The organism is Desulfurella multipotens, assembly GCF_900101285.1.
Classification (GTDB): Bacteria; Campylobacterota_A; Desulfurellia; order Desulfurellales; family Desulfurellaceae; genus Desulfurella; species Desulfurella acetivorans.
In genome coordinates, this window is the sequence record NZ_FMYU01000002.1 from 65799 (window position 1) to 86916 (window position 21118).

At 31.3% G+C, this 21118-nt stretch carries 19 protein-coding genes; 14 read left to right on the forward strand and 5 right to left on the reverse strand.

What is annotated here, in order from left to right; genetic code table 11:
• Nucleotides 1–134: 134 nt before the first annotated feature.
• From BLQ93_RS01575 to pstS, 11 genes are all read left to right on the forward strand, one after another.
• Nucleotides 135–2450, forward strand: a complete 2316-nt coding sequence (locus BLQ93_RS01575) for a GNAT family N-acetyltransferase (protein ID WP_092127701.1) — start codon at nt 135–137, stop codon at nt 2448–2450.
• Between the two features lie 18 nt (nt 2451–2468).
• Nucleotides 2469–2942 carry a 2-C-methyl-D-erythritol 2,4-cyclodiphosphate synthase gene (ispF, locus tag BLQ93_RS01580; protein ID WP_092127703.1) on the forward strand — a complete coding sequence of 158 codons (474 nt, stop codon included), beginning with the start codon at nt 2469–2471 and terminating at the stop codon, nt 2940–2942.
• The gene (locus BLQ93_RS01585; protein WP_025392682.1) at nt 2943–3155 is read left to right on the forward strand and encodes a DUF2905 domain-containing protein; all 213 of its coding nucleotides are present in this window, start codon (nt 2943–2945) and stop codon (nt 3153–3155) included.
• 10 nt (nt 3156–3165) lie between these two features.
• Complete coding sequence (yajC, locus tag BLQ93_RS01590) at nt 3166–3468, forward strand: preprotein translocase subunit YajC (protein WP_025392681.1); 303 nt, start codon at nt 3166–3168, stop codon at nt 3466–3468.
• Between the two features lie 19 nt (nt 3469–3487).
• On the forward strand, nt 3488–5080 hold the full coding sequence (gene secD / locus BLQ93_RS01595) for a protein translocase subunit SecD (protein ID WP_092127705.1): 1593 nt from the start codon (nt 3488–3490) through the stop codon (nt 5078–5080).
• A 9-nt stretch (nt 5081–5089) separates the two neighbouring features.
• On the forward strand, nt 5090–6052 hold the full coding sequence (gene secF / locus BLQ93_RS01600) for a protein translocase subunit SecF (protein WP_092127707.1): 963 nt from the start codon (nt 5090–5092) through the stop codon (nt 6050–6052).
• 86 nt (nt 6053–6138) lie between these two features.
• Nucleotides 6139–8718 (forward strand): [protein-PII] uridylyltransferase family protein, encoded by a 2580-nt coding sequence (locus tag BLQ93_RS01605; RefSeq protein WP_159427465.1) that lies wholly within the window; start codon nt 6139–6141, stop codon nt 8716–8718.
• 258 nt (nt 8719–8976) lie between these two features.
• Entirely contained in the window at nt 8977–10257 is a 1281-nt protein-coding gene (locus tag BLQ93_RS01610) for a glycoside hydrolase family 1 protein (RefSeq protein ID WP_092127711.1), read from the forward strand.
• Complete coding sequence (locus BLQ93_RS01615) at nt 10250–10960, forward strand: PHP domain-containing protein (RefSeq protein ID WP_025392676.1); 711 nt, start codon at nt 10250–10252, stop codon at nt 10958–10960. Before BLQ93_RS01610 ends, BLQ93_RS01615 begins: the two co-directional genes overlap by 8 nt.
• Before the next feature lie 12 nt (nt 10961–10972).
• Complete coding sequence (locus BLQ93_RS01620; protein WP_092127713.1) at nt 10973–12097, forward strand: ceramide glucosyltransferase; 1125 nt, start codon at nt 10973–10975, stop codon at nt 12095–12097.
• Nucleotides 12098–12197: 100 nt separating this feature from the next.
• Entirely contained in the window at nt 12198–13229 is a 1032-nt protein-coding gene (gene pstS / locus BLQ93_RS01625) for a phosphate ABC transporter substrate-binding protein PstS (RefSeq protein WP_092127715.1), read from the forward strand.
• A gap of 43 nt (nt 13230–13272) precedes the next feature.
• Here the strand turns inward: pstS and BLQ93_RS01630 are convergent, their stop codons facing one another.
• The 5 genes from BLQ93_RS01630 to acs form a co-directional block, all read right to left on the reverse strand.
• Nucleotides 13273–13464 carry a hypothetical protein gene (locus tag BLQ93_RS01630; RefSeq protein WP_092127717.1) on the reverse strand — a complete coding sequence of 64 codons (192 nt, stop codon included), beginning with the start codon at nt 13462–13464 and terminating at the stop codon, nt 13273–13275.
• Nucleotides 13442–13735 (reverse strand): tetratricopeptide repeat protein, encoded by a 294-nt coding sequence (locus BLQ93_RS01635; protein ID WP_092127719.1) that lies wholly within the window; start codon nt 13733–13735, stop codon nt 13442–13444. The genes BLQ93_RS01630 and BLQ93_RS01635 overlap by 23 nt, the downstream gene beginning before the upstream one ends.
• A gap of 8 nt (nt 13736–13743) precedes the next feature.
• Nucleotides 13744–15570: an EAL domain-containing protein gene (locus BLQ93_RS01640; protein WP_092127721.1), complete on the reverse strand. Its 1827-nt coding sequence runs from the start codon at nt 15568–15570 to the stop codon at nt 13744–13746.
• A 61-nt stretch (nt 15571–15631) separates the two neighbouring features.
• Complete coding sequence (locus tag BLQ93_RS01645) at nt 15632–17230, reverse strand: alkaline phosphatase (RefSeq protein ID WP_092127723.1); 1599 nt, start codon at nt 17228–17230, stop codon at nt 15632–15634.
• Between the two features lie 132 nt (nt 17231–17362).
• Nucleotides 17363–19336 (reverse strand): acetate--CoA ligase, encoded by a 1974-nt coding sequence (gene acs, locus BLQ93_RS01650; RefSeq protein ID WP_092127725.1) that lies wholly within the window; start codon nt 19334–19336, stop codon nt 17363–17365.
• A 246-nt stretch (nt 19337–19582) separates the two neighbouring features.
• Here acs and BLQ93_RS01655 point away from each other — a divergent pair, with 246 nt between their 5' ends.
• The 3 genes from BLQ93_RS01655 (at nt 19583) to BLQ93_RS01665 (ending at nt 21070) form a co-directional block, all read left to right on the forward strand.
• Complete coding sequence (locus BLQ93_RS01655) at nt 19583–19774, forward strand: hypothetical protein (RefSeq protein ID WP_092127727.1); 192 nt, start codon at nt 19583–19585, stop codon at nt 19772–19774.
• A gap of 76 nt (nt 19775–19850) precedes the next feature.
• Nucleotides 19851–20762 carry an MvdC/MvdD family ATP grasp protein gene (locus tag BLQ93_RS01660; RefSeq protein ID WP_143338656.1) on the forward strand — a complete coding sequence of 304 codons (912 nt, stop codon included), beginning with the start codon at nt 19851–19853 and terminating at the stop codon, nt 20760–20762.
• Entirely contained in the window at nt 20759–21070 is a 312-nt protein-coding gene (locus BLQ93_RS01665; protein WP_092127731.1) for a hypothetical protein, read from the forward strand. Before BLQ93_RS01660 ends, BLQ93_RS01665 begins: the two co-directional genes overlap by 4 nt.
• Nucleotides 21071–21118: the final 48 nt, after the last annotated feature.

Sequence of the window (21118 nt, forward strand, 5' to 3'; positions counted from 1 at the left end):
AACACCTCCTTATAAACAAACATTATAGTTTTATCTATCAAATTTATCAAGCTAAACCTTTTAGCATTAATTAATTGACAAATAAAAATAAGTATGCATTAATATATCTTAGAATTTATAAAAGATAAAGTTGCATGAAAAAATTGATTTTAAGAGATGGTACACTATGTAGCATTAGAAAAGTCAAATTAAGCGAAAAAGAAAAAGTAAGAGAATTGTTTTTGCAAACTTCACCAGAAAGCCGTTACTACAGATTTTTTGGTGCAACAAGCCAGTTGGATGATAAGTTGCTAAATTCATTGATAAAAAATGATGCCTACAATGTTTCGCTTGTGTGTATAGTAAAGGGCAGTATTGTAGGTATTGCAAATTACAATGCCACAGAGGACTTGCAATCTGCTGAAGTTAGTTTTATGGTTAAGGATGAGTTTCAAGGCAAAGGCATAGGGACTCTACTGCTTGAAGAGCTTGCAAAACATGCGTGGCTTAGGGGAATAAAAGAGCTTGAAGCATTTGTTTTATCAGACAATTACAATATGATTAGCGTTTTTAAAAATAGCGGTTTTGAAATAGTGCATGAAAAGCTTGATTTAACAAGTATTCATTTGAAATTACCACTTGCTAAGTTTAGCAAAGTGATGTCTGAGCATTTACTAAGAGAAAAACTAGCTACACAGGCTTCTTTGGTTGCTGCATTTAAACCAAAAAAGATTGTTTATATTGGCGAGGATAATGTACTTTGGCAAAATATTAAACAATTTCGTAATGATGCTGTTATATTGGCAAAAGATAATAATGTAATTAAAAATATACGAGCTATAAAACCTGATTTGATTATTGTTGATGTTGTTGATTGTGAAAATATAATTCACATTACTGAACTGGAAACCCTAAAAGTGCTTATCATTACAGCAAAACTAAATGAACCAATTAAATCTAAAGTCGTAAATCTAGTTAAAAAACAGGGTATTAGATTAATTGGCCCAAACTCTACGGGTTTATTTTATAACACTAAAGATAATAAAATAAACATCAGTCCTATTGTTATACCAAAAGAAGGCAGTATTGCGATTGCTACGCACTCTAATTTGCTTGGTATAAGCCTTGTGGGCTATTTTGATTATATTGGCCTGGGTGTAGGCTGTTTTGTTAGTGTTGGGGATAAAGCTGATGTGTCTGCAAACGATTTGCTTTATGTATGGCAGGATGATAATAATATTGATATCATAGTTTTATACCTTGATTCTTTTGGCGATCCCATAACGTTTTCAATGCTTTCAAGAAAAATTTCCAAACATAAACCTATTTTTGCCGTTAAAGCTGGAAGAACATTAATCAGTTTAAGTGCTTCAAGACACGAGAGTCTTATTTTTTCAAATACAGATTTTACAGTAGATGGATTATTTAAGCAGACGGGCATTATAAGGGCAGAAACATTGGAAGAACTCTTAGACGATGTGTTACTTGCATATGCATGTGACTTTTTATCAGAATCCAACTATGTATCGTTGATATCAAACTCTATTGGTGCAAACCTTATGGCAACTGACACATTTGAAGCAAACAATTTGATGCTTGACAAAATCGTTTATATTGATAGTACGGATATTGATTTTTATAAAAAAGCTTTAATTGAGGTTTTGAAAAATTCAAAATCATACTATATTGTAGTAATTTTTGCACCGTATAAAGATATTACGTACGAATTTTTAGATAATTTTTTAAATGAAATTTTATATATCGTAAATTCAATTGATCACGATAAAACTGTTATAGTAAATGTGCTATCTTACCTTCATTATAAAAATCGAGTGTTAGAAAAAGCTGGGTTTAAAAAAAAGATAGCCGTATTTCCATTTGTCGAGCGGTCGCTTAGAGCTTTAGGTAAACTCATATGGTATGCAAATTACAAAAAAAAGCCTGAATTTTACGCACAAGATTTGCAAAACTTTAATTTAAAACAAGCACGCAATTATATTAGAAGTTTATTGTATGGTTCAAAACAATATCAACTTACGCAAATAGAAGCCAAGACATTATTTGAGATGATTGGTGTAAAAACTTCTACCGTCAAAGAGGGTTTATATAACATAAGCATTGGAATTGCGTATGATAAAATTTTTGGTGCGATTATTGGAGTTTCTTATTATCCGTTAGAAAATAATATTGCGTACAAGTCTCCAATTGTTAGAATTTTACCTTTAACGCTTTGGGATATTGATGAAATAATAGACGCAATAGATAACAAAAAAATATTAAAATTGCATATTAAAAATGAATTAAGAGACTTATTTGAAAGACTCAGTGAGACTTTTTTGAATATACCGGAAATTAAACAACTTGACTTACCTAACTTAATTGTATCAGAGGAAGGTTTATATTTTACAAGGGCTATAATTAAAATAAAAAAAGATGAAAATTTACCAAAGAGTTTTACAGTTAGTTTTTAAAATGATATAATATTACTTATGATTAGAGTAGGTATAGGTTATGATTTGCATAGACTTAAAAAAAATTGCAGGTTAATTATTGGTGGTATTGAAATAAATAGCGAGTTTGGCGCATATTCTCACTCAGACGGTGATTGTTTGTTGCATGCTTTAGTAGATGCTATGCTTGGTGCAGCTGGCCTTGGAGATATTGGTGAGTATTTTCCAGATACAGATGAGCGCTTTAGAAATGTAGGTAGTAGCTTTTTTGTAACAAAAACGCTAGATTTAATCAATAAAAACGGCTTTAAAATAATAAATATGGATGCAACAATATTGCTTGAAAGGCCTAAACTTGTCAATTATAAGCAGATTATAAAAAAAAATATTGCAAACTTGCTTAATATCAGCGAGCATTTGGTCAATATAAAGGCTAAAACAAATGAGAAAATTGGAGAAATTGGAGAAAGTTTAGCTATCGCATCTTATGTAGTTGTTTTGTTGGAGGGCTAAATGCAACCAATTGGAAAGCTTTTGATTTTTGCTGGCGTGATGCTTATTTTGTTTGGTTTGTTATTTAGTTTTTCTTCAAAGTTGCCTTTTGGAAAACTGCCAGGAGATATTATTATAAAGAAAGGTAACTTTACATTTTATTTTCCGCTTGCAACAAGTATACTTTTAAGTATAATACTTACAGTTATTATGTATTTTTTGAACAAACGTTAAGGAGGACATCATGCATTTTATTTCTCTTGCATATGCAGCACAGCCTGCACAGCCACCAAACCCTATTTTATCTACTGTTATACCATTTGCTATAATTATTGTTGTTTTTTACTTATTTCTTATATTACCACAGCAAAAGCAAAGAAAAAAGCACAAAGAGTTTATAGAAAGTTTACAAAAAGGCGATACAGTTATAACCTCAAGTGGTATTTATGGCAAAATTAAAAATATAGGCGAAAAAGATTTTACTATTGAAATAGCTGAAAATGTAAACATTAAAATTCTAAAAGACAACATCATCTCAAAAGCGTAAATTTTGAGTGGTTTAAGATATGAAACAATCAGACTGGTTCAAGCTTTTTCTAGTTATTGTTGTTTTTGTAATATTTGGTGCATACGCGGTTGATGCATTTTTACCACAACAAACACTTGAGAATCTGCCTAGTTTTATGCCCAAGAAGGTTATAAATTTAGGTCTTGACTTAAAGGGTGGTACGCACTTAACACTGGAAGTAGAAACAGATAAAGCAATTGCAGGTATTTTACAGCAAGCTGCAGATAACCTTAAAAAGCAGTTTGATAATTCCAAAATAGCTTATAATACAGTTGAAGTAAATGCAAAAAAAACCTCTATAGATGTTACTTTAATGGATCCAAATGATATTAATAGGGCATTGGATTTAATACAAAGTAACTTTGGTAATTTTGAAACAAAAACCGTCAATAACTCTATAATAATGACGCTTAAGCCAAAAATAGCTTTAAGTATGCAAAAAGAAGCTGTAAATCAAGCAGTTGGCGTTATTAGAAACCGTATAGACCAATTTGGTGTAGCAGAGCCCACAGTAGTAACAAGTGGATCAAGAGATATTGTTGTTGAATTGCCAGGTATTTCAGATCCAGAGCGTGCAATTAAACTTATTGGGCAGACGGCTGTTTTGGAGCTTCATTTAGTTGATGATTCTGTAAATGTAGAAAACGCCTTAAATGGTCAATTACCCCCAGATGATGAAGTTTTGTATCAAATCATTAAAAATCCTACAACTGGTGAAATAACAAAAGTGCCTATTGTTGTAAAAAAAGCACCTGTAGTTACAGGAAGTATGATAAAAAAAGCTAATGTAAGTTTTAGTAGCCAAACAAATCAACCTGTAGTGTCTTTTGAGCTAAACTCTCAAGGTTCTCAGGCATTTGCACAGTTTACTTCAACTCACGTTGGTAAAAGATTGGCTATTGTTTTGGATAACACTGTTTATTCAGCACCCGTCATTAGAGAGCCTATTTTGAATGGCAGTGGTGAAATAAGCGGAGATTTTACTGTTAAACAGGCGCATGACCTGGCTATTGTTTTAAGGAGTGGTTCTTTGCCAGCACCTGTTAAAGTATTGGAAAAAACTGTAATAGGTCCTACACTTGGAAAAGACTCAATAAAAAGTGCAACGCTTGCAATAATTATTGGCAGTATTGCGGTGTTTTTATTTATGGTAGTTTACTATAGACTATTTGGATTGCTTGCAGATTTTGCTTTAATGTTTAACTTACTTATAATTCTTGGAACTCTTGCAATGCTTGGTGCTACGCTTACTTTACCTGGTATTGCAGGTATGGCGCTAACTGTAGGTATGAGTGTAGATACAAACGTACTTATATTTGAGCGAATAAGGGAAGAATTGTTTCATGGTCGTACACCAAAAGATGCAGTGGAACTTGGTTACGATAGGTCTTTAATTACGATTATTGATACACATATAACAACTCTAATTACTGCATTTATACTTTACCAGTTTGGAACAGAAACCATAAAAGGTTTCGCTATAACACTAGCAATAGGGCTTATTGCAAACATGTTTACAGCAATAACATTTACCAAAGTTATTTATGATGCACTATTTTCTAATAAATCGTTGAAGAAGTTGAGTATTTAGGAGTAAATAATGCTGCACATTTTTAAACCAGACTTAAAAATAGATTTTGTATCGAAGTTTAAATGGGGAATTTTCTTTTCTTTATTTTTAATTTTTTTAGGTTTAGCTTCATTAATTGTAAAAAATGGATTTAAAGTAGGTATTGAGTTTAAAGGTGGAACAGCTCTAATACTGCAAGTAAAAAATAATTTGGGTACGGGTGAAGTAAGGTCTTTATTAGAAAAATCTAATTATTTTAAACACATGACAATAGAAAATTATGGTAACACAAACGGTCAATATCTGATAGAAATACCTATTAGTAAAGTAAATAACGATATCTTAAATGCAGAAATTGCAAAGGCTTTTGAAAAGTATGGTCCTGGCTCGTACCAAATACTAAAAGTAAATGTAATTGGTCCAAAAATTGGTAGTGATTTTGCAAAAAAAGCAATTATAGCTGTTGTACTTTCTTTATTGGGTATATTGATTTATATTGCAATCAGGTTTAAGTTTAATTTCGCTGTAGCTTCAGTTGTATCTTTAGTTCATGATGTGCTTATTACATTAGGTTTTTTATCTTTATTTAATTATGAGTTAACACTGGATGTAATTGCTGCCTTGCTTACCATTGTAGGATATTCTGTAAACGATACCGTTATTATATTTGACAGGATAAGAGAAAAACTAAGAAATAATCCTAAGCTTAGCAAAATTGATGCTATAAACATGGGTATTAGCGAAACATTAAGCCGAACTATAATAACATCAGGCACTGTTATTGTGGTAACGTTAATTTTATTTTTATTTGGCGGAAGTGTGCTTAGAGGTATGTCATTTGCATTACTTGTAGGTTTTATTACTGGTACATACTCGTCTATTTTTATTGCACCACCAGTTTTGTTTTTATTCAAGGGACCATTACTACCAGAAGCCAAAAAGCAAGAAGTTGCATCTGAAGAAATGTTTAAACGTTCCTATAAAATTGAGTGATTAGTCTTGAAAATTTTTTAGCTCTTTTTAAAAACAAACGCAAAGCGTACAAATCACTTCTATATATAAATTCAAAGTTAGGAGTTTTGGAGAATTTTTATAATTGTATAGAAGAAATAAAAGATGCTTTAAGTGTTTGTGCGGATCCAGATCAGGCGTTTGATTTTTTCCAGAGGTTTCTGGAAAATACGACTGCTAAATCTACTTTATTTGAGATAATAAAAGTCTCCAAATTTTATAGAAATTTGCTTTTTAACATATTCGCCCAAAGCAATAGTCTTTCTTTACTATTAATTAACCACAGTGAATACTTTTACTGGCTTTTAGAAGATTTGGTAACCAATAAAACAAAGCAGATATTTATACAAGAGATATATAAGCTTATAAGGTCAAAGAAAACCTTGGATGAAAAAAAATACATATTGAGAGAATACAGAAAAAAGGAATATTTGCGTATTGCTTCAAAAGAAATTGCAAAAGTATGCAAATCCCAAGAAGTGTATTTAGAGCTATCTGAACTAGCTGATGCCTGTTTAGAAATAGCCTTAGATATTGCTTTTTGCCAAAAAAAGCTTAAAGAAAAAAAGTTTTGTATAATAAGCATGGGAAAGTTGGGTGCGAAAGAACTAAATTTTTCTAGTGATATAGACATAATGTTTGTTCATTATAATTTTGATGACGCCCAAGAATACAATAAAATTGCCCAAAACATTGTATCAATTATTTCTGATGTGCAATTTGGTAGTTTTGTTTTTAGGGTAGATACGAGACTGCGCCCTTTTGGGAATAACTCTAGTTTATCATTAAGTATTGATGAATATGAAAATTATTATTTTAGTTTTGGACAGGTTTGGGAAAAGTTTGCCTTAACTAAAGCTAGATTTTCAGCTGGAGATAAAAACACAGCTAATAAGTTTTTTTCAGTTATAAAACCTTTCGTATATACTAAAAATATAGATATAAACTATATTGAAGAAGTGCGCTCAATGCGCTACAAAATCAAACATGAAAAATTATCCAATTATAAAAATAATCTTATAAATCCTTTAAAAATAAATGTAAAATTAGGACTTGGTGGAATTAGGGAAATTGAGTTTATAGCCCAATATTTTCAGCTTATATATGCTGGTAAGGATACTGATTTGCAAACTAGCTCAACGCTTGAGGTTTTGGATATTTTATACACTAAAAAATACCTTAAACAAGCTAAAAAACTCAAAGCCTGCTATTTGTTTTTAAGATTAGTTGAACACAAAATACAGCTAAAAGATGAGAAGCAAACAGCAGATTTACCATTAAATAAAGAGGAGCTAGAAATTTTTGCAAAAAAATTTAATTTGAAGGCGGACGAATTTTTAAGAATATACAATCAAATAACAGATTCTGTACATGAAATTTATAAATCAATTTTTTATGCACACAATATACCTATTTTTTCACCGATGGAAATTTTGGAAGATTTCTTTGAAGAGGAATTTAGCGATTATAAACAGATAGCTATTCAATTGAGCGATATTGCAAGGAAATCAAAGTTTGCTAAAACCAATCCAACATTTTTGACTAATTCTATAGAAAAAGCTTATTTTCAATTAAAAAATATGCCAAAAAGCCTAAACAGTAAACTTTTTTTAAATGTAATTTCAGGTTTTAACAGTATATTGCCAAACTATTACGATACTTTTTTTGGTAGTGATTTTATTTTTCAAACAGCACTTTTGGCATTTTCTATTGGGTTGTATCAAAAATTAAATCAATATCCGTTTTTAATTGACGAGTTTTTTTATATAGACCAGCCTTTAGAAATAATTCAGCTTTCAAAACAAGAAAAAGAAAGATTAGAGTTTAATTTGATTCTAAAACTTTTAAGCGGCAATTTAGATAAAAAAAATAAAAAAATTCTATCGGTTTTTGCACAAAAGTATATACAACACACAATAACAAAGTTGCAAATAAAAGATTTGATTGTTTTGGCATATGGCAAACTTGGTATTGAAGAGTTGTTTGTAAATAGTGATTTAGATTTGGTTTTTCTTGCAAAAACCGTTGATGATAAAAAAATTTATGAGGTTTCAAATCTCGTAAGAGAGCTTAATAAAATCTATAGTGTTGATTTAAGATTGAGGCCGTTTGGAGAAAAAGGTTTGATTGTTAGTGAGGTTGATTATTTTAAAAGTTACCTGGCAAAATATGCTAAAGATTGGGAAAAGCTTGCCATTCAAAAAGCCAGAATAATTTATAGTGATATCGATTGTGATTTAACAGATTCAATTAATGAATTTGCTCGCTTTATTGATAAAAAGAGCATAAGAGAAATGAAAGAATTAATAGAAAAACATAAAGGTTTTGATATAAAAAATGAAAGAGGTGGTATAGTAGACATAGAATTCATTTTGCAATACTTATGCGTTAAAAATAGTTGTTTTGAATTTGGAAAAAGCATTGAAGAGATGATTGATAAAATTTCCTATATAAAAGAAGTTAGATTTCTAAAAGCTACCTACGAATATTTTACAAAAATACTTAATTTAACAAGACTCATACCAAATGACATAAAAGATAAATTGGTAGTTTTAAAGTTTTTGCTAAAACAAGATAATTTAGAATTTAAAATTAAAAAACTACAAGATAAAGTTAGCACAATATTTGATATGTATTTTCAAGAGTAGAGATTCTTCGCTAACGCTTCAGAATGACAGGCGGGCAGTAAGTAATAGGATTCTTCGCATACTTTCGTGTGCTTACAATGACGGCAGCAGCAAGCAAGGGAGATTCCCCGCAACACTTTCGCTTCTTAGAATGACAATAGGGTATGTATCCAAAAAGCGCAAGTGAGTCGGCCATACTGAATGAAACAAAGGATCTTTCTTTTACATTTTTTTTACCAAAATCAGAAGATTATTTAACAATAACTATGATATCCATTCATGACAAAAGGAGTGTGTGGCATTTATATTTTAGAAAATCCTAAAACATTTTTTTGGGGCGTTGCAACAAGTGCATTCCAATTAGAAGGTAGCCCTTATGCAGATTGGCATCTTTTTGATAGCTTTTTTGAAGAAAAACCAGAAGCTGTAAATCATTATTCTATGTATGAGCAGGATTTGCATTTGATAAGAAAGCTTGGTGTAAATGCATACAGATTTTCAATTGAGTGGAGCAGGATTCAGCCAAGTCAGGATATATTTAATGTAGCAAGTATTGCCCATTATCAGGAAATTATTGATGAATTATTATCAAACAATATAGAACCTTTTGTTACAATACATCATTTTACGCATCCTGTATGGTTTATTAAAAACTATCCATGGCATAATGATAATAGTGTAGATAAATTTTGTTTTTATGTTGAGAAATTGGTAAAAACGATAAAAAATGTAAAGTACTGGATTACATTTAATGAACCGTATATTTTATTGCTTGGTGGTTATTTGGACGGTTGTATGCCACCAAATATTAAAAACAAAGAATTAGCTCAAAAAGCTCTAAAAAATATACTTTTATCACATGCAAAAGTTTACGATATTATACACACTTACATAGATCAACCTTATGTGGGTATAGCCCACAATATGGCAGTCTTTAAACCATATAGAAAAAATAAATTTGATATGTTGCTAACCAAAGTTGCCAAACATTTTTATAATTTCTCAATAATTAACGCTTTTTTAAGTGGACATTTATCTATTAATTTACCTTTTTCAAAATCTTTTGAAATAGATTTACCCATAAAAGATAAGCTAGACTTTTTTGGCATAAATTACTATACACGAATTTTTCTAAAATTTAATCCATTTAATTTTAAAAATAAGTTTGTTGATATTATATACCAGAACAAAGAAGGTATAGGAATAACTGATATGGGCTGGGAAATTTATCCAAAAGGTATATTAAAGGTTTTAAAATATGCTTCAAAACTGAAAGTACCGCTTATAATAACAGAAAATGGCATTGCAACAAATAATGATTTTCAAAAAATTCAGTTCATAAGAGCACATCTTGAAAAAATAAAAGAAGCAATTGCTGATGGGATCAACATAAAAGGTTATTTTTACTGGTCTTTAATTGATAATTATGAATGGTTTGTAGGTTTAAATGCCAAATTTGGACTTTTTAGAGTTGATGAAAAAACGCTTAAAAGAAAACCAACCCTATCTGCATCCTTTTATGCGTACATTGTCAAAAACTGGAGAATGTTTGATGGATAATTGTAAAGAAGAAAGTCTTTTGTGCGATTTTCATATTCATACAAATTATTCAGACGGATCTCTTAATTTACGCAAAGTTGTAGACATTTATGGCCAGACAGGTCATGATATCATTGCAATTACAGATCACCTGGTAGATAAAACAAATCTTATGGGCATGGCTGCACATACAATCAATGCAAGCTTAAGCGAAGAAAACTTTGAAGATTATTTAGAAAACATAGCGTATGAATCAAAAAGGGCTCTGGATAAATATGATATGCTTGTTATACCTGGTGTTGAAATAACAAAAAATCACATAAGTGCCGCTAAATCAGCGCATATTTTGCTTATTGATATTAAAAAATATATACCGCCAGAGTTAAGCTATAAAAAACTATTTTTAGAAGCAAAAAAACAAAATGCTTTAATAATAGCGGCTCATCCCTATCATGTTTTGGGTTTAGACAAAGAAACGCTTTATCTTTGGAATAATAGAAAATATTTTTCAAAGTATATTGATGCATGGGAAATTGGTTGCAACAAAGACTTGTTCAATGTGGTAAGTCTTGAATCGTACCCTTTTGTTGCAAATAGTGATTTTCATAAACCTTCACATATACACTCATGGCGCACGCTGCTTTATTGCAAAAAAGAAATTGAGTGTGTGAAAAAATGCATCAAAGATAATACAAAAGTTGCTATAAAATTTTTTAGAAAGTAAGGAGGTGTGAAAATGCTTTATGTGGTTTTGGTTTTGGTTGCTATTGGTTTTATTGCATATTTTATAGAAATTCTTGCACTTGCCTCTTTAGTTAAGCAAAAGCTATCATTTTCATTTACCGAAGGTGTTTCTATAATTAAACCACTAAAGGGAATTGATGATAATTTGTTTAGTAATCTTGAAAGCTTTTGTAGCCTGGATTACCCAAAATATGAGTTAATTTTTTGTTTATCATCGTGCACTGATCCTGCATATAAAGTTGCAAAAAAAATCAAAGATAAGTACAAAGATTGTGACATTTCAATTGTAATAGATGATACCAGCGTAGGATTAAACCCAAAAATAAACAATATGTTTAAAGCTTATATGAACTCAAAGTATGATTTTGTAATCATAAGTGACAGCAACGTGATTGTAGATAAAAATTATATTCAACAAACGGCAAAATACTTAAAAAATAATGAAGTTAGTGTTGTTACAAATTTGGTTAGAGGAAAAGGAGCACTTACTTTTGGATCATTGCTTGAAAATCTTCAATTAAACACATTTGTAGTTTGTGGTATGGCTTTTTTGAATACAAAAACAAATATACCATGCGTAATTGGCAAATCCATTCTTTTTAGAAAAAAAGATTTAGAAGAATCTGGAGGATTCTGGCATTTAAAAGATTATTTAGCAGAAGATTTTATGATTGGAAAACTTGCAACTGATAAGAATAAAAAAGTAGCAATATCAAATTATTTTGTTGATAATGTAAATGAGTTTTGGGATACAAAAAAATTTTTAAACAGACACACGCGCTGGGCAAAGATGAGATATAAAATTGGCAGGTTTTATTACTTGAGTGAGCTATTATCAAACCCTGTCTTTTTAGCCTTAGTTGGATTTATTATTTCTGGTTTTTCAAAAGATTTTTTATATTTATTTGTTGGTTCAGCTATCTTTAAAGCCATGCTTGATTATTATACAGGATACTTAGTTAGCTCTGATATAAAATCTATATATTATTTTTTTTCTCCAATAAAAGACATAATAATAGGTTTTATATGGTTTGTGCCATTTTTTAATACAAAAGTTTATTGGCGTGGTAAAAAATATCTAATGGGCAAAAACACACTCCTAATCGAATCAAAATAACACATTACAAATATTTAACATTATCTTGAAGATTATTTAACAAAAAAATTGCATAATAAAAAAAGATGACAAAAAAGTCATTATTTTGTAGGAGGTGTTTATGTTAAAACCACAAAGGTGGTTAAAACTGCTAATGCTTGCAGTATTTTTGGTTAGTTGTATTTTATTTGATGCAAAGGTATCGCAAGCAGGCTGGTCAATTAATGGAGCAGGCGCGACATTTCCCTACCCAGTTTATACTAAGTGGGCTTTTGATTTTGAAAAAGCTACAGGCAACAAAGTGAATTATCAAGGGGTAGGATCAGGTGCTGGCATTAAACAGGTAACGCAGGGAGTTGTTGCTTTTGGTGGAAGCGATATGTGTCTAAAAGCAGATGAATTAAAAGAAAAGAATCTATTACAATTCCCATCACTTGTAGGCGGAATTTTGGTTGTTGTAAACATACCAGGTATCAAGGATAATCAACTTAGACTTTCAAATAATACCATAGCCAAAATTTTTATGGGTGAGATTAAAAATTGGGATGATCCTCTAATTAAAAAGGATAACCCCCGCTTAAAATTGCCAAATTTGCCAATAACCATTGTACACAGGGCAGATGGTTCTGGAACGAACTGGAATTTTACTTATTGGCTAAGCCAGGTAAGCAAAGAGTGGGATGAAAAAATTCATTACGGCTTATCTGTAAACTGGCCAGTAGGCGTAGGTGGCAAAGGTAACATGGGTGTAGCAAACTATGTAAAACAAATTTCTGGTGCAATTGGATATGTTGAATATGCATTCTGGTTACAAAATCGCCTAACAAGCGTAGTATTGCAAAATAAAGAAGGCAAATGGGTAGAGCCAAGTGTAGCGGCATTTAAAGAGGCTGCAGCAAAAGCTAACTGGCAGGAAAAAAATGGTTTTTGTGAAGTATTGATAAACCAAGGCGGAGCAAAAACATGGCCAATAGTTTCTGGTACATTTGTGCTTGTCCCAAATACAAAAAAAGCAGAACAAAAACAGGCTGTAGAATTTTTTAAATGGGCTTTTGAACATGGCGACAAAGCAGCTGAAAGCTTAGGCTATATACCTCTGCCTAAATCTACAAAAAATTTAATACTTAAATATTTAAGTAACAACGGCTTTTAAACCTTAATAAAAGAAAGGGTTTATTGAAGCCCTTTCTTTTATTTTATTCTAAGTAAAGGTATTTGTGGATTTTTCTTTTTACAGCAAGTTCGCCAATTGTAGCAAGTAATTCACTTGATTTATCTAAAAAGGCTTTGGACATATCTAAATTGCCTTTTGCTTGGTGATATAAAGCTAAGTATTTATAACCCAAAGCAATCCAGTGTACATCTTTAAGATTTAATGCAATATGCAAACCTTTTTTTTATCTTTTCCTTTGCTTTTTCAAAATCACCAATAACCCTATATGCATTACCGAGGTTTAAATAATCTACGGCTAAATTGGATTTTAAATCGTATTTTTTATCAATTTCTACAGCGAGGTTAAAAGACTTTATAGCTGTTTTTATTTTTCCTTTATAGTAGTAGATTTGACCAATGCTATTGTATAAAGCCCCTTTTTCTTGTTCTGTGGCTGTTTTCAAAATTTCTTTGTGGTAGTTTAAGATCTCATTTATTGTTTTCATATTACACCTCACTTAGCTTGTTTAATACTAAAATCATGCGATTTTTTAAATTCGTAAAAATCAAATAAATTAATATTTGGCTCAAGCAATGTTGCTATACTAAATGCGCTTAGAGATTTGGCCTGTTTTTTTAAAAGAGCAAGCAATTTGGAAATTTTTTCTTCATCTGGGTTGCCACTTTGTTTTGCAATGTGCAAAATAGCAAAGCTTACACTTACAAAACCAAAGTTTTTAACAATTCCATCCCTGTCTTTTGCTTTGATATAGCCTTGATCAATAATTTCTTTTGGATAGAACACCTTGCTGCCATATTTAAAATCATCTTGTGCTTTTATGCATTTTTCAAAAACCTCTTCAAAACTAATTTTTGATAAATCACAACCTACAAAAAAATCATCGCCCCCAATGTGACCTACAAAATAATGTTTTTGAGAAAAGGTTTTTTGTAAAATATCTGATAAGAATAAAATAATTCTATCTCCCTGTCTGAAACCAAACGTATCATTGTAAACTTTAAATTTATCTATATCAAAATAAATAAAAGCTGCCTGATTGGATTTGTTTATAACTTCTTGTATATAATCTTTTATAGGATTATTACCAGGTAGTTTTGTAAGCGGATTTTGGTTTGAAACGCGTACCAAATTATACTTATGGACAATATTTATTATAGTTGCAGCATCAAGACAACCTATGTATTTTTCATTTTGTACTACTAAAACTGGCGGTATTTCTTTTGTATTAACAGATCCTGTTTGTACAAAACTTTCAATTATATCTTCTATTTTGCTTGTTGCGCATACGATTGGAGCTTTTGTAATAACCGCAGATAGGGGTTTATTGTATGTTTTATTTGTTAACAAATCTTTTCCATAAGGTGAGTAAGCGTAATTTTTAAGATCTTTTTCTGTTATAACACCAATGGGTCGCATTTTATTGTCAACTACAGGCAGTAAATTTACGGAAGCGTCTTTAAATCTGTATAAACAATTTATTATGCTTTCATTAATGTTTATGGGTTCTATTGATTTTAAATTTTGTAAAATTAGATCTGTGTCTGTTTGCGATCTTGTGCTTTTTATCTCATTTATATGTTCATAAACAGATTTTAATGAAGATAGATCAATCTGCGGTTTTTCTATAAAATAGCCTTGGGCAAAATTAAAACCCATTTCTTTACATTCTTTTAGTTCTTCAAGTGTTTCTATGCCCTCTGCTATGGTTTTTATGCCAAGTTTTGAGCACAAGCTTATAATATGCTCTACAAATAATCTTTTTTTATGATTTTTATTTATATCGCTTATAAAAAATCTGTCAATTTTTACATAATCTGGTTCAAAGTTATAAACATACTCTAAACCAGAAAACTTTACGCCAAAATCGTCAATCGATATGCTAAAGCCCTGTTTTTTATAATTATTTAAAAGATTGATTAAATATTCAGAACATTCAAGATAATGTTTCTCAGAAACCTCAAAACAAATATTTGATGGTGATATATTAAGCTCGTCCAAGAATTCTATTGTTTTTCCAAATTCATAATCTTTTGAAGTTAATGTTCTATTGTCAAGATTATAAAAAAGCAAAGTATCATTTTGAAAAATATCGCTGTTTTTGATTTTTTGTATAGCTTTTTTTCTTAAATTAATATCCAGCGTAAACAAGCTATCGTTTGCGTATGCATAGTTAAATACCGCATCAATATTTTCAAAACCACTTTCTAAAAAGTTTCTCAATAGTGCTTCAAAACCTATGGATTTACCTGTATGAATATTTACTATTGGCTGGTATGCATGTGTTAGACTATCAAGCATTTTATTTATTGTCTCCTTCATATTTTGCTCCTTGGCTTTAAGCCAAAGTAATTACAAAAACTATATTTACCAAATCCAATCTTTAAGTTACATGCAATTGAAAGCTTTTAGCTAATTTTTCATATGTGTAGTCTTTGTAATAGGCTTGCATAATAGCTTTTGCTTCTTTTTTTGTCATAGTGGGATTTTTGTAGGGTTTTATATTTAAAAAAGATGCCATGGCGTTAAATAGGTCAGTGTTTTCAATCCTTTTTGAAGCAATTAGCTCCCTTGAGCGGAATCCGTAAGATAAAATTACTTGGTCTTCACCTGTGTGTGTTGTTGAAACAAAATACACATTACCCCTGCGCAAATTTGCTTTACCAGTTTGATCTCCATCTTTTGAGAGTGGATATGCGCATTTTGCAAGCACAGCACCAAGCGCGCATGAATCATAGGCTCTATACAGATAATTTCCAGTAATTCCTGTAAAATCTGGGCTTCGTGAGTCAATTATTAATTGAGCTTCGGACGGTTCAATTTTAAAGCCAGTGTAGTATTCTACAATGTCCTGGACTTCTTTTAAGCCTTTATTTTCAATTTTTTTTGTAATATAGGGTATGCTTGCTTTTACTTGTTTATATTTTAAAAAGGCTTCTGTTGAGTCATTATAATCTGCGCCAGTACCGAATACATTAAACCCTCCAGTGCCATGGTCGCTTGTAACAATAACAAGCGTTTTTGCGTTAGTTTTTAAATACTCATCAACCACATCTAAAACTTGGTCAAGCTCTGCTGTTTCCATTAACGCGCCCATGCAATCATTTGCATGATTTGCATGGTCAATTCTGCCAGCTTCAATTTGCAGTACAAAGCCTTTTTTTGCCATTTGTAGTTTTTTTAGGGCAATTGCACTCATTAAAGCAAGAGAAGGTTGACTTTCAAGATTTTTATCATTTAACCTATCAATGTAATGGTCAATATGAGATTTTGCAAATAAACCAAGTATTGGCTTGTTGTAATCGATTTGTTTTAGTTGCTTTTTATCTGTATATACAGCATAACCTTCTTTTTTAAAATCTGACAATGTATCTTTTTTTAGTTTAGGATTTGCTTCTTTACTAAAATACTTTAACCCACCACCCATAAGCACGGCAGGTTTTAACATTAAAGCTTCAAGCGCAATATTTGCTTCATCATCTCTGTCTTTATTATGAGAATACCATGCAGCAGGCGTTGCGTGTGTAACGCCTGTTGTTGTTACAAAACCAACATCATAGCCATTTTCTTTTGCAAGTTCCGCTATTGTTTTAAGAATTTTATCATTTGGCAATACACTTAAAAAATGATTTACTGTTTTTGTGCCAGTTGCCCATGCAGCACTTGCAGGTGCTGAGTCTGTTACAATACTGCTTAGAGATTCTGTGCCCATATATGCGATTGTAGCGTCATTGCTTTGAAACTTACTATAAAAAGTTGTTGTTTTGTTAATGCTATCTCTTAGGCTCTGCAGGGCTGTAAGCGTAGAAATGGGCATTCCATCGCCTACTATAAATATTATACCTGGTGTGTCAGTTTTTTCAAATGTAATTGGCTGTCCTATCTGATCAATCTGGCTTGAATAAACTTTTGGGTTAATTAAAAGTGTGGCAAGCGTTGCCCCAAATATTTCAATTGCTTCTCTGCGGCTAAATTCAGCCATATTTTCCTCCTTTTTTTATTTGTTGAAAGTGTATAATTTAAAGTGTAAATAAATCTTCAAGAATATGAAAAAAATTTGTAAAGATTTGATTGAGTAGATATCTGGCTAGCAAAATAGCCAGCCAGATATATCTTAATCGTTTCTTTCTTTGAGAGCTTTTTTGAGTTTTTCTATTACTGTTGTGTCTTCTAAAGTTGAAATATCTTGTGTTATGGGTTTATCTGTTGCAAGGGCTTTTAAAAGCCTTCTAACGATTTTTCCAGATCTTGTTTTTGGCATCTGGTCAACAAACACAATTTCTGATGGCTTGGCAATTGGTCCAATTTGTCTGCCTACATGATCCCTGATGTCTCGGACAAGTTCATCATGATGTGTTAAATCTACGCCTTCTTTTAGAACTACATATGCAAAAATCGCTTCGCCTGTGACATCATCTGGTACACCGACAACAGCAGCTTCAGCAATGGCTGGATAGCTTGTAAGTGCATTTTCAATTTCAGCGCACCCTATTCTATGGGCCGAAACATTTACAACATCATCAATTCTGCCTTCCATCCAGAAATAGCCATCTTCATCTTTGTATGCAATATCTCCTGTTAAGTAATATTTACCATCAAATGCGCTCCAGTAAGTTTTTTTGTATAATTCGTCATTTTGCCAGAGTGTTCTGACCATTGATGGCCATGGTTTTGTAAATACTAAATTGCCTGTTTTGTATGGTTCAGTTATTATATTGCCTTCATCGTCAACAATTTCCGGGAACGCACCAGGTACGGGAATACCTACAGAACCAGGTTTTTGTGGTACTATTGGCAAAGATGAGAGCATGTGGCCTGCTGTTTCCGTTTGGCCATATGCATCTATTATAGGACATTTTTCTTGACCTACATTTTTGTAATACCACAACCAGGCAGCAGAATTTAGCCTTTCTCCGCCTGTTGTTAAAAGTCTTAAAGAAGATAAATTGTATTTTTTAGGGTAATCTTCACCATATTTCATAAGTGCCCTGATGGCAGTTGGTGCTGTGTATAGGACATTTACACTATATTTTTCAATTAAGCGCCACCATTGGCCTGGATCTGGATAAGTAGGAATCCCTTCGTAAATTAATGTTGTTGAACCTACTGACAATGGACCATACAATGTATATGAATGCCCAGATATCCAACCTAAATCGGCTGTACTCCAGAATGTATCTTCGTCTTTTAAGTCAAATACCCATTTAGCTGTTAGAATTCTCCATATTAAATAACCAGCAGTTGTATGTAAAACGCCTTTTGGCTTTCCAGTTGATCCTGAAGTGTAAAGCAAAAAAAACGGATCTTCAGAGTCCATAACTTCGGGTTCGCAATAGTTTTTAGCATAATCCGGGTCACTCATGAGGTCATTCCACCAGAAATCCCTGAGCGTTTTCATAAAAACATCTCTGCCTATGTGTTTTACAACGACCACATATTTTATGTTTTTTAAATCTTTAATTGCTTCGTCTACGCTATCTTTTAGCGGTATGGCTCTACCACCTCTTCTTCCGCCATCTGCTGTTACTATTACATTTGCGTTTACATCAAGTATGCGCTCTTTTAGTGCAGCTGGCGAAAAACCGCCAAAAACTACACTGTGTATGGCTCCAATCCTTGCACATGCAAGCATAGCAATGGGAAGCTCTACTATCATTGGCATATAAAGAACAACCCTATCGCCTTTTTTAACACCTAAAGTTTTTAAAACATTTGCAAATTTATTAACCTGATAATAGAGTTCTCTGTATGTTATTGTTTTGCTTTCGCCAATTTCGCTTTCCCAGATGATTGCGGCTCTGTTTTTTTTCCATGTAGAAAGGTGCCTATCTATGCAATTATAGCTAATATTTAACTTTCCACCTACAAAAAATTTATAAAATGGAGCATTTGAATCATCAAATACTTTTTTGAAAGGTTCAAACCATGTAATTTCATTTTTTCCAAAATAATCCCAAAAGCCTTCCCAATCGTTTTTGGCCCACTGAATGTATTCTTCATAAAGCTTCGGATTTAAGTTAGCTTTTTGAAGAAACTCTTCTGATGTTTTGATTAATAAATCGTCACCTTTTGAAGTTTGACCGTTCATTCTATCCCCCCTTTGTATAATTTTATATTTCTCTTTTGAAATAATATAAGAATTTATTTTTAGTGTCAAGAAATTTTTTTAAAAAAATTTAAAATAAAAGTTAATAATTAAGTTTAAAAAAAATAGTTAACCATATATTATATATTTATGATTAAAAAAATTAATTTAAGTTGAAATTACAATAAAAAAAATAATTTGACCTGAATTAAATTTCAATTTATTTAAGTAATAAATTAGGAGGCTCATATGAAAACCTTAAAATATTTTGCAAGGCAGAAAGAGAATGTTAGTGTTAAAACTTTGGTTAAAGAAACGGGCGATTACAATTTCAAAAAACAAAGACGTTTTATAGGGTCAAATTTTGATTTGATTAATTGGAGCACAAAAAGCTCAACAATGTTTGACGGCGAAAGTTCTACAAGCAAAGCAGATACTTAAAATTATTGCCAAGCTATTGGGCTTGGCTTGTTTTAATCTATTAATTTATTCTACTATATTTGATACGACAATTGATATGCTGATTTATTATATTGGAGAGAATAATTTATTTAGACTTAACTCAGATTGTTTTGAAAATTACAATATTATTTTAAATAATAGCGGTTTTGAAATTAAAGACCCAGTTGGCAGAATTGCGAATAGTTCTAACATTAAAAAGGTTTTATGGAGAAAGCCCTCATTAAAACATGATCTATTGATAAAGCAAGAAAAATTATCAGATTATGAAGAATATATTGAAAAAGAATTTTGGTATGTTGCAAGAGAAATAGTAAATTTGGCATGGTTAAATGAAAAACTTGTGCTTATTGAGCCATTGGTGGACTTTAGGATTGGTAAGTTTGTGCAGTTAAATATTGCAAAAAAGTACTTTAAAATAGCAGATTACGAATTTAGATACAAAGCAAAATCAAAAGTCTTTAACAATGAAATTGTAATTAAAAGTTTAACCATGCAACCAATAGATAAAGACAATTACAAAGTTTTATATACAACAAAAACAAAAGAAAATGAGCTTAGCGAAAGTGAGCCGTGGTTTATACAAGACTACATTGAAGCTTTATATGATGTAACTGTTGTGTTTATTAGAGATAAAATGTTTGCGTTTGAGTTAGAAAGAAGTAACTTTTTAAGCAAAACAGTTGACTATAGAGAGCTTTCTGTTGACAAAACTGCTCAAAATTGGCGAGTTCACAAGCTAAGAGATGATACTGAAAAAAATATATTTAAGTTTATGGATGAATTAAAGTTGCATTTTGGAAGGTTAGATTTTCTCTATGATGACAAAGACTATTATTTTTTAGAAGTTAACCCAAACGGTCAGTGGCTGTGGCTTGATGCTAAAAACGAATTTGGAGTGATTGAAAAATTTATTGAAGAAGTTCGCCCAGATACACCAATAAACCCAATACCCGCGAGGTTTAGATGATCAAAAAAGCTATTTTGTGTCTTGTAGTTTTCTTTTATATTGATTTATATCAGGTTTTAGCAAATGAAATCTATGTTATTCCAAATGTTGCTCTTATTTTGCCAAAAAATAGCTCAATTAGCTCGTACTGGGTAGTAAATCCTATCGATTTTGCTTCAAAAGAAAACGCTGGCTTTTGCATTACGAATCAGGCAGTAGTTGGCTATATGGAAAAATTTGTATTTTTTCCAAACCATAACTCAATAGTCCAGGGTGATGGTGGACATAAAGGGTTTGTATGTTTTGGCGATCAAACCTTGGCTTTTTAAAATAAAGGCTATCTTGGTTATCTGAAAATTTTTCTTGAACCAAAAAAT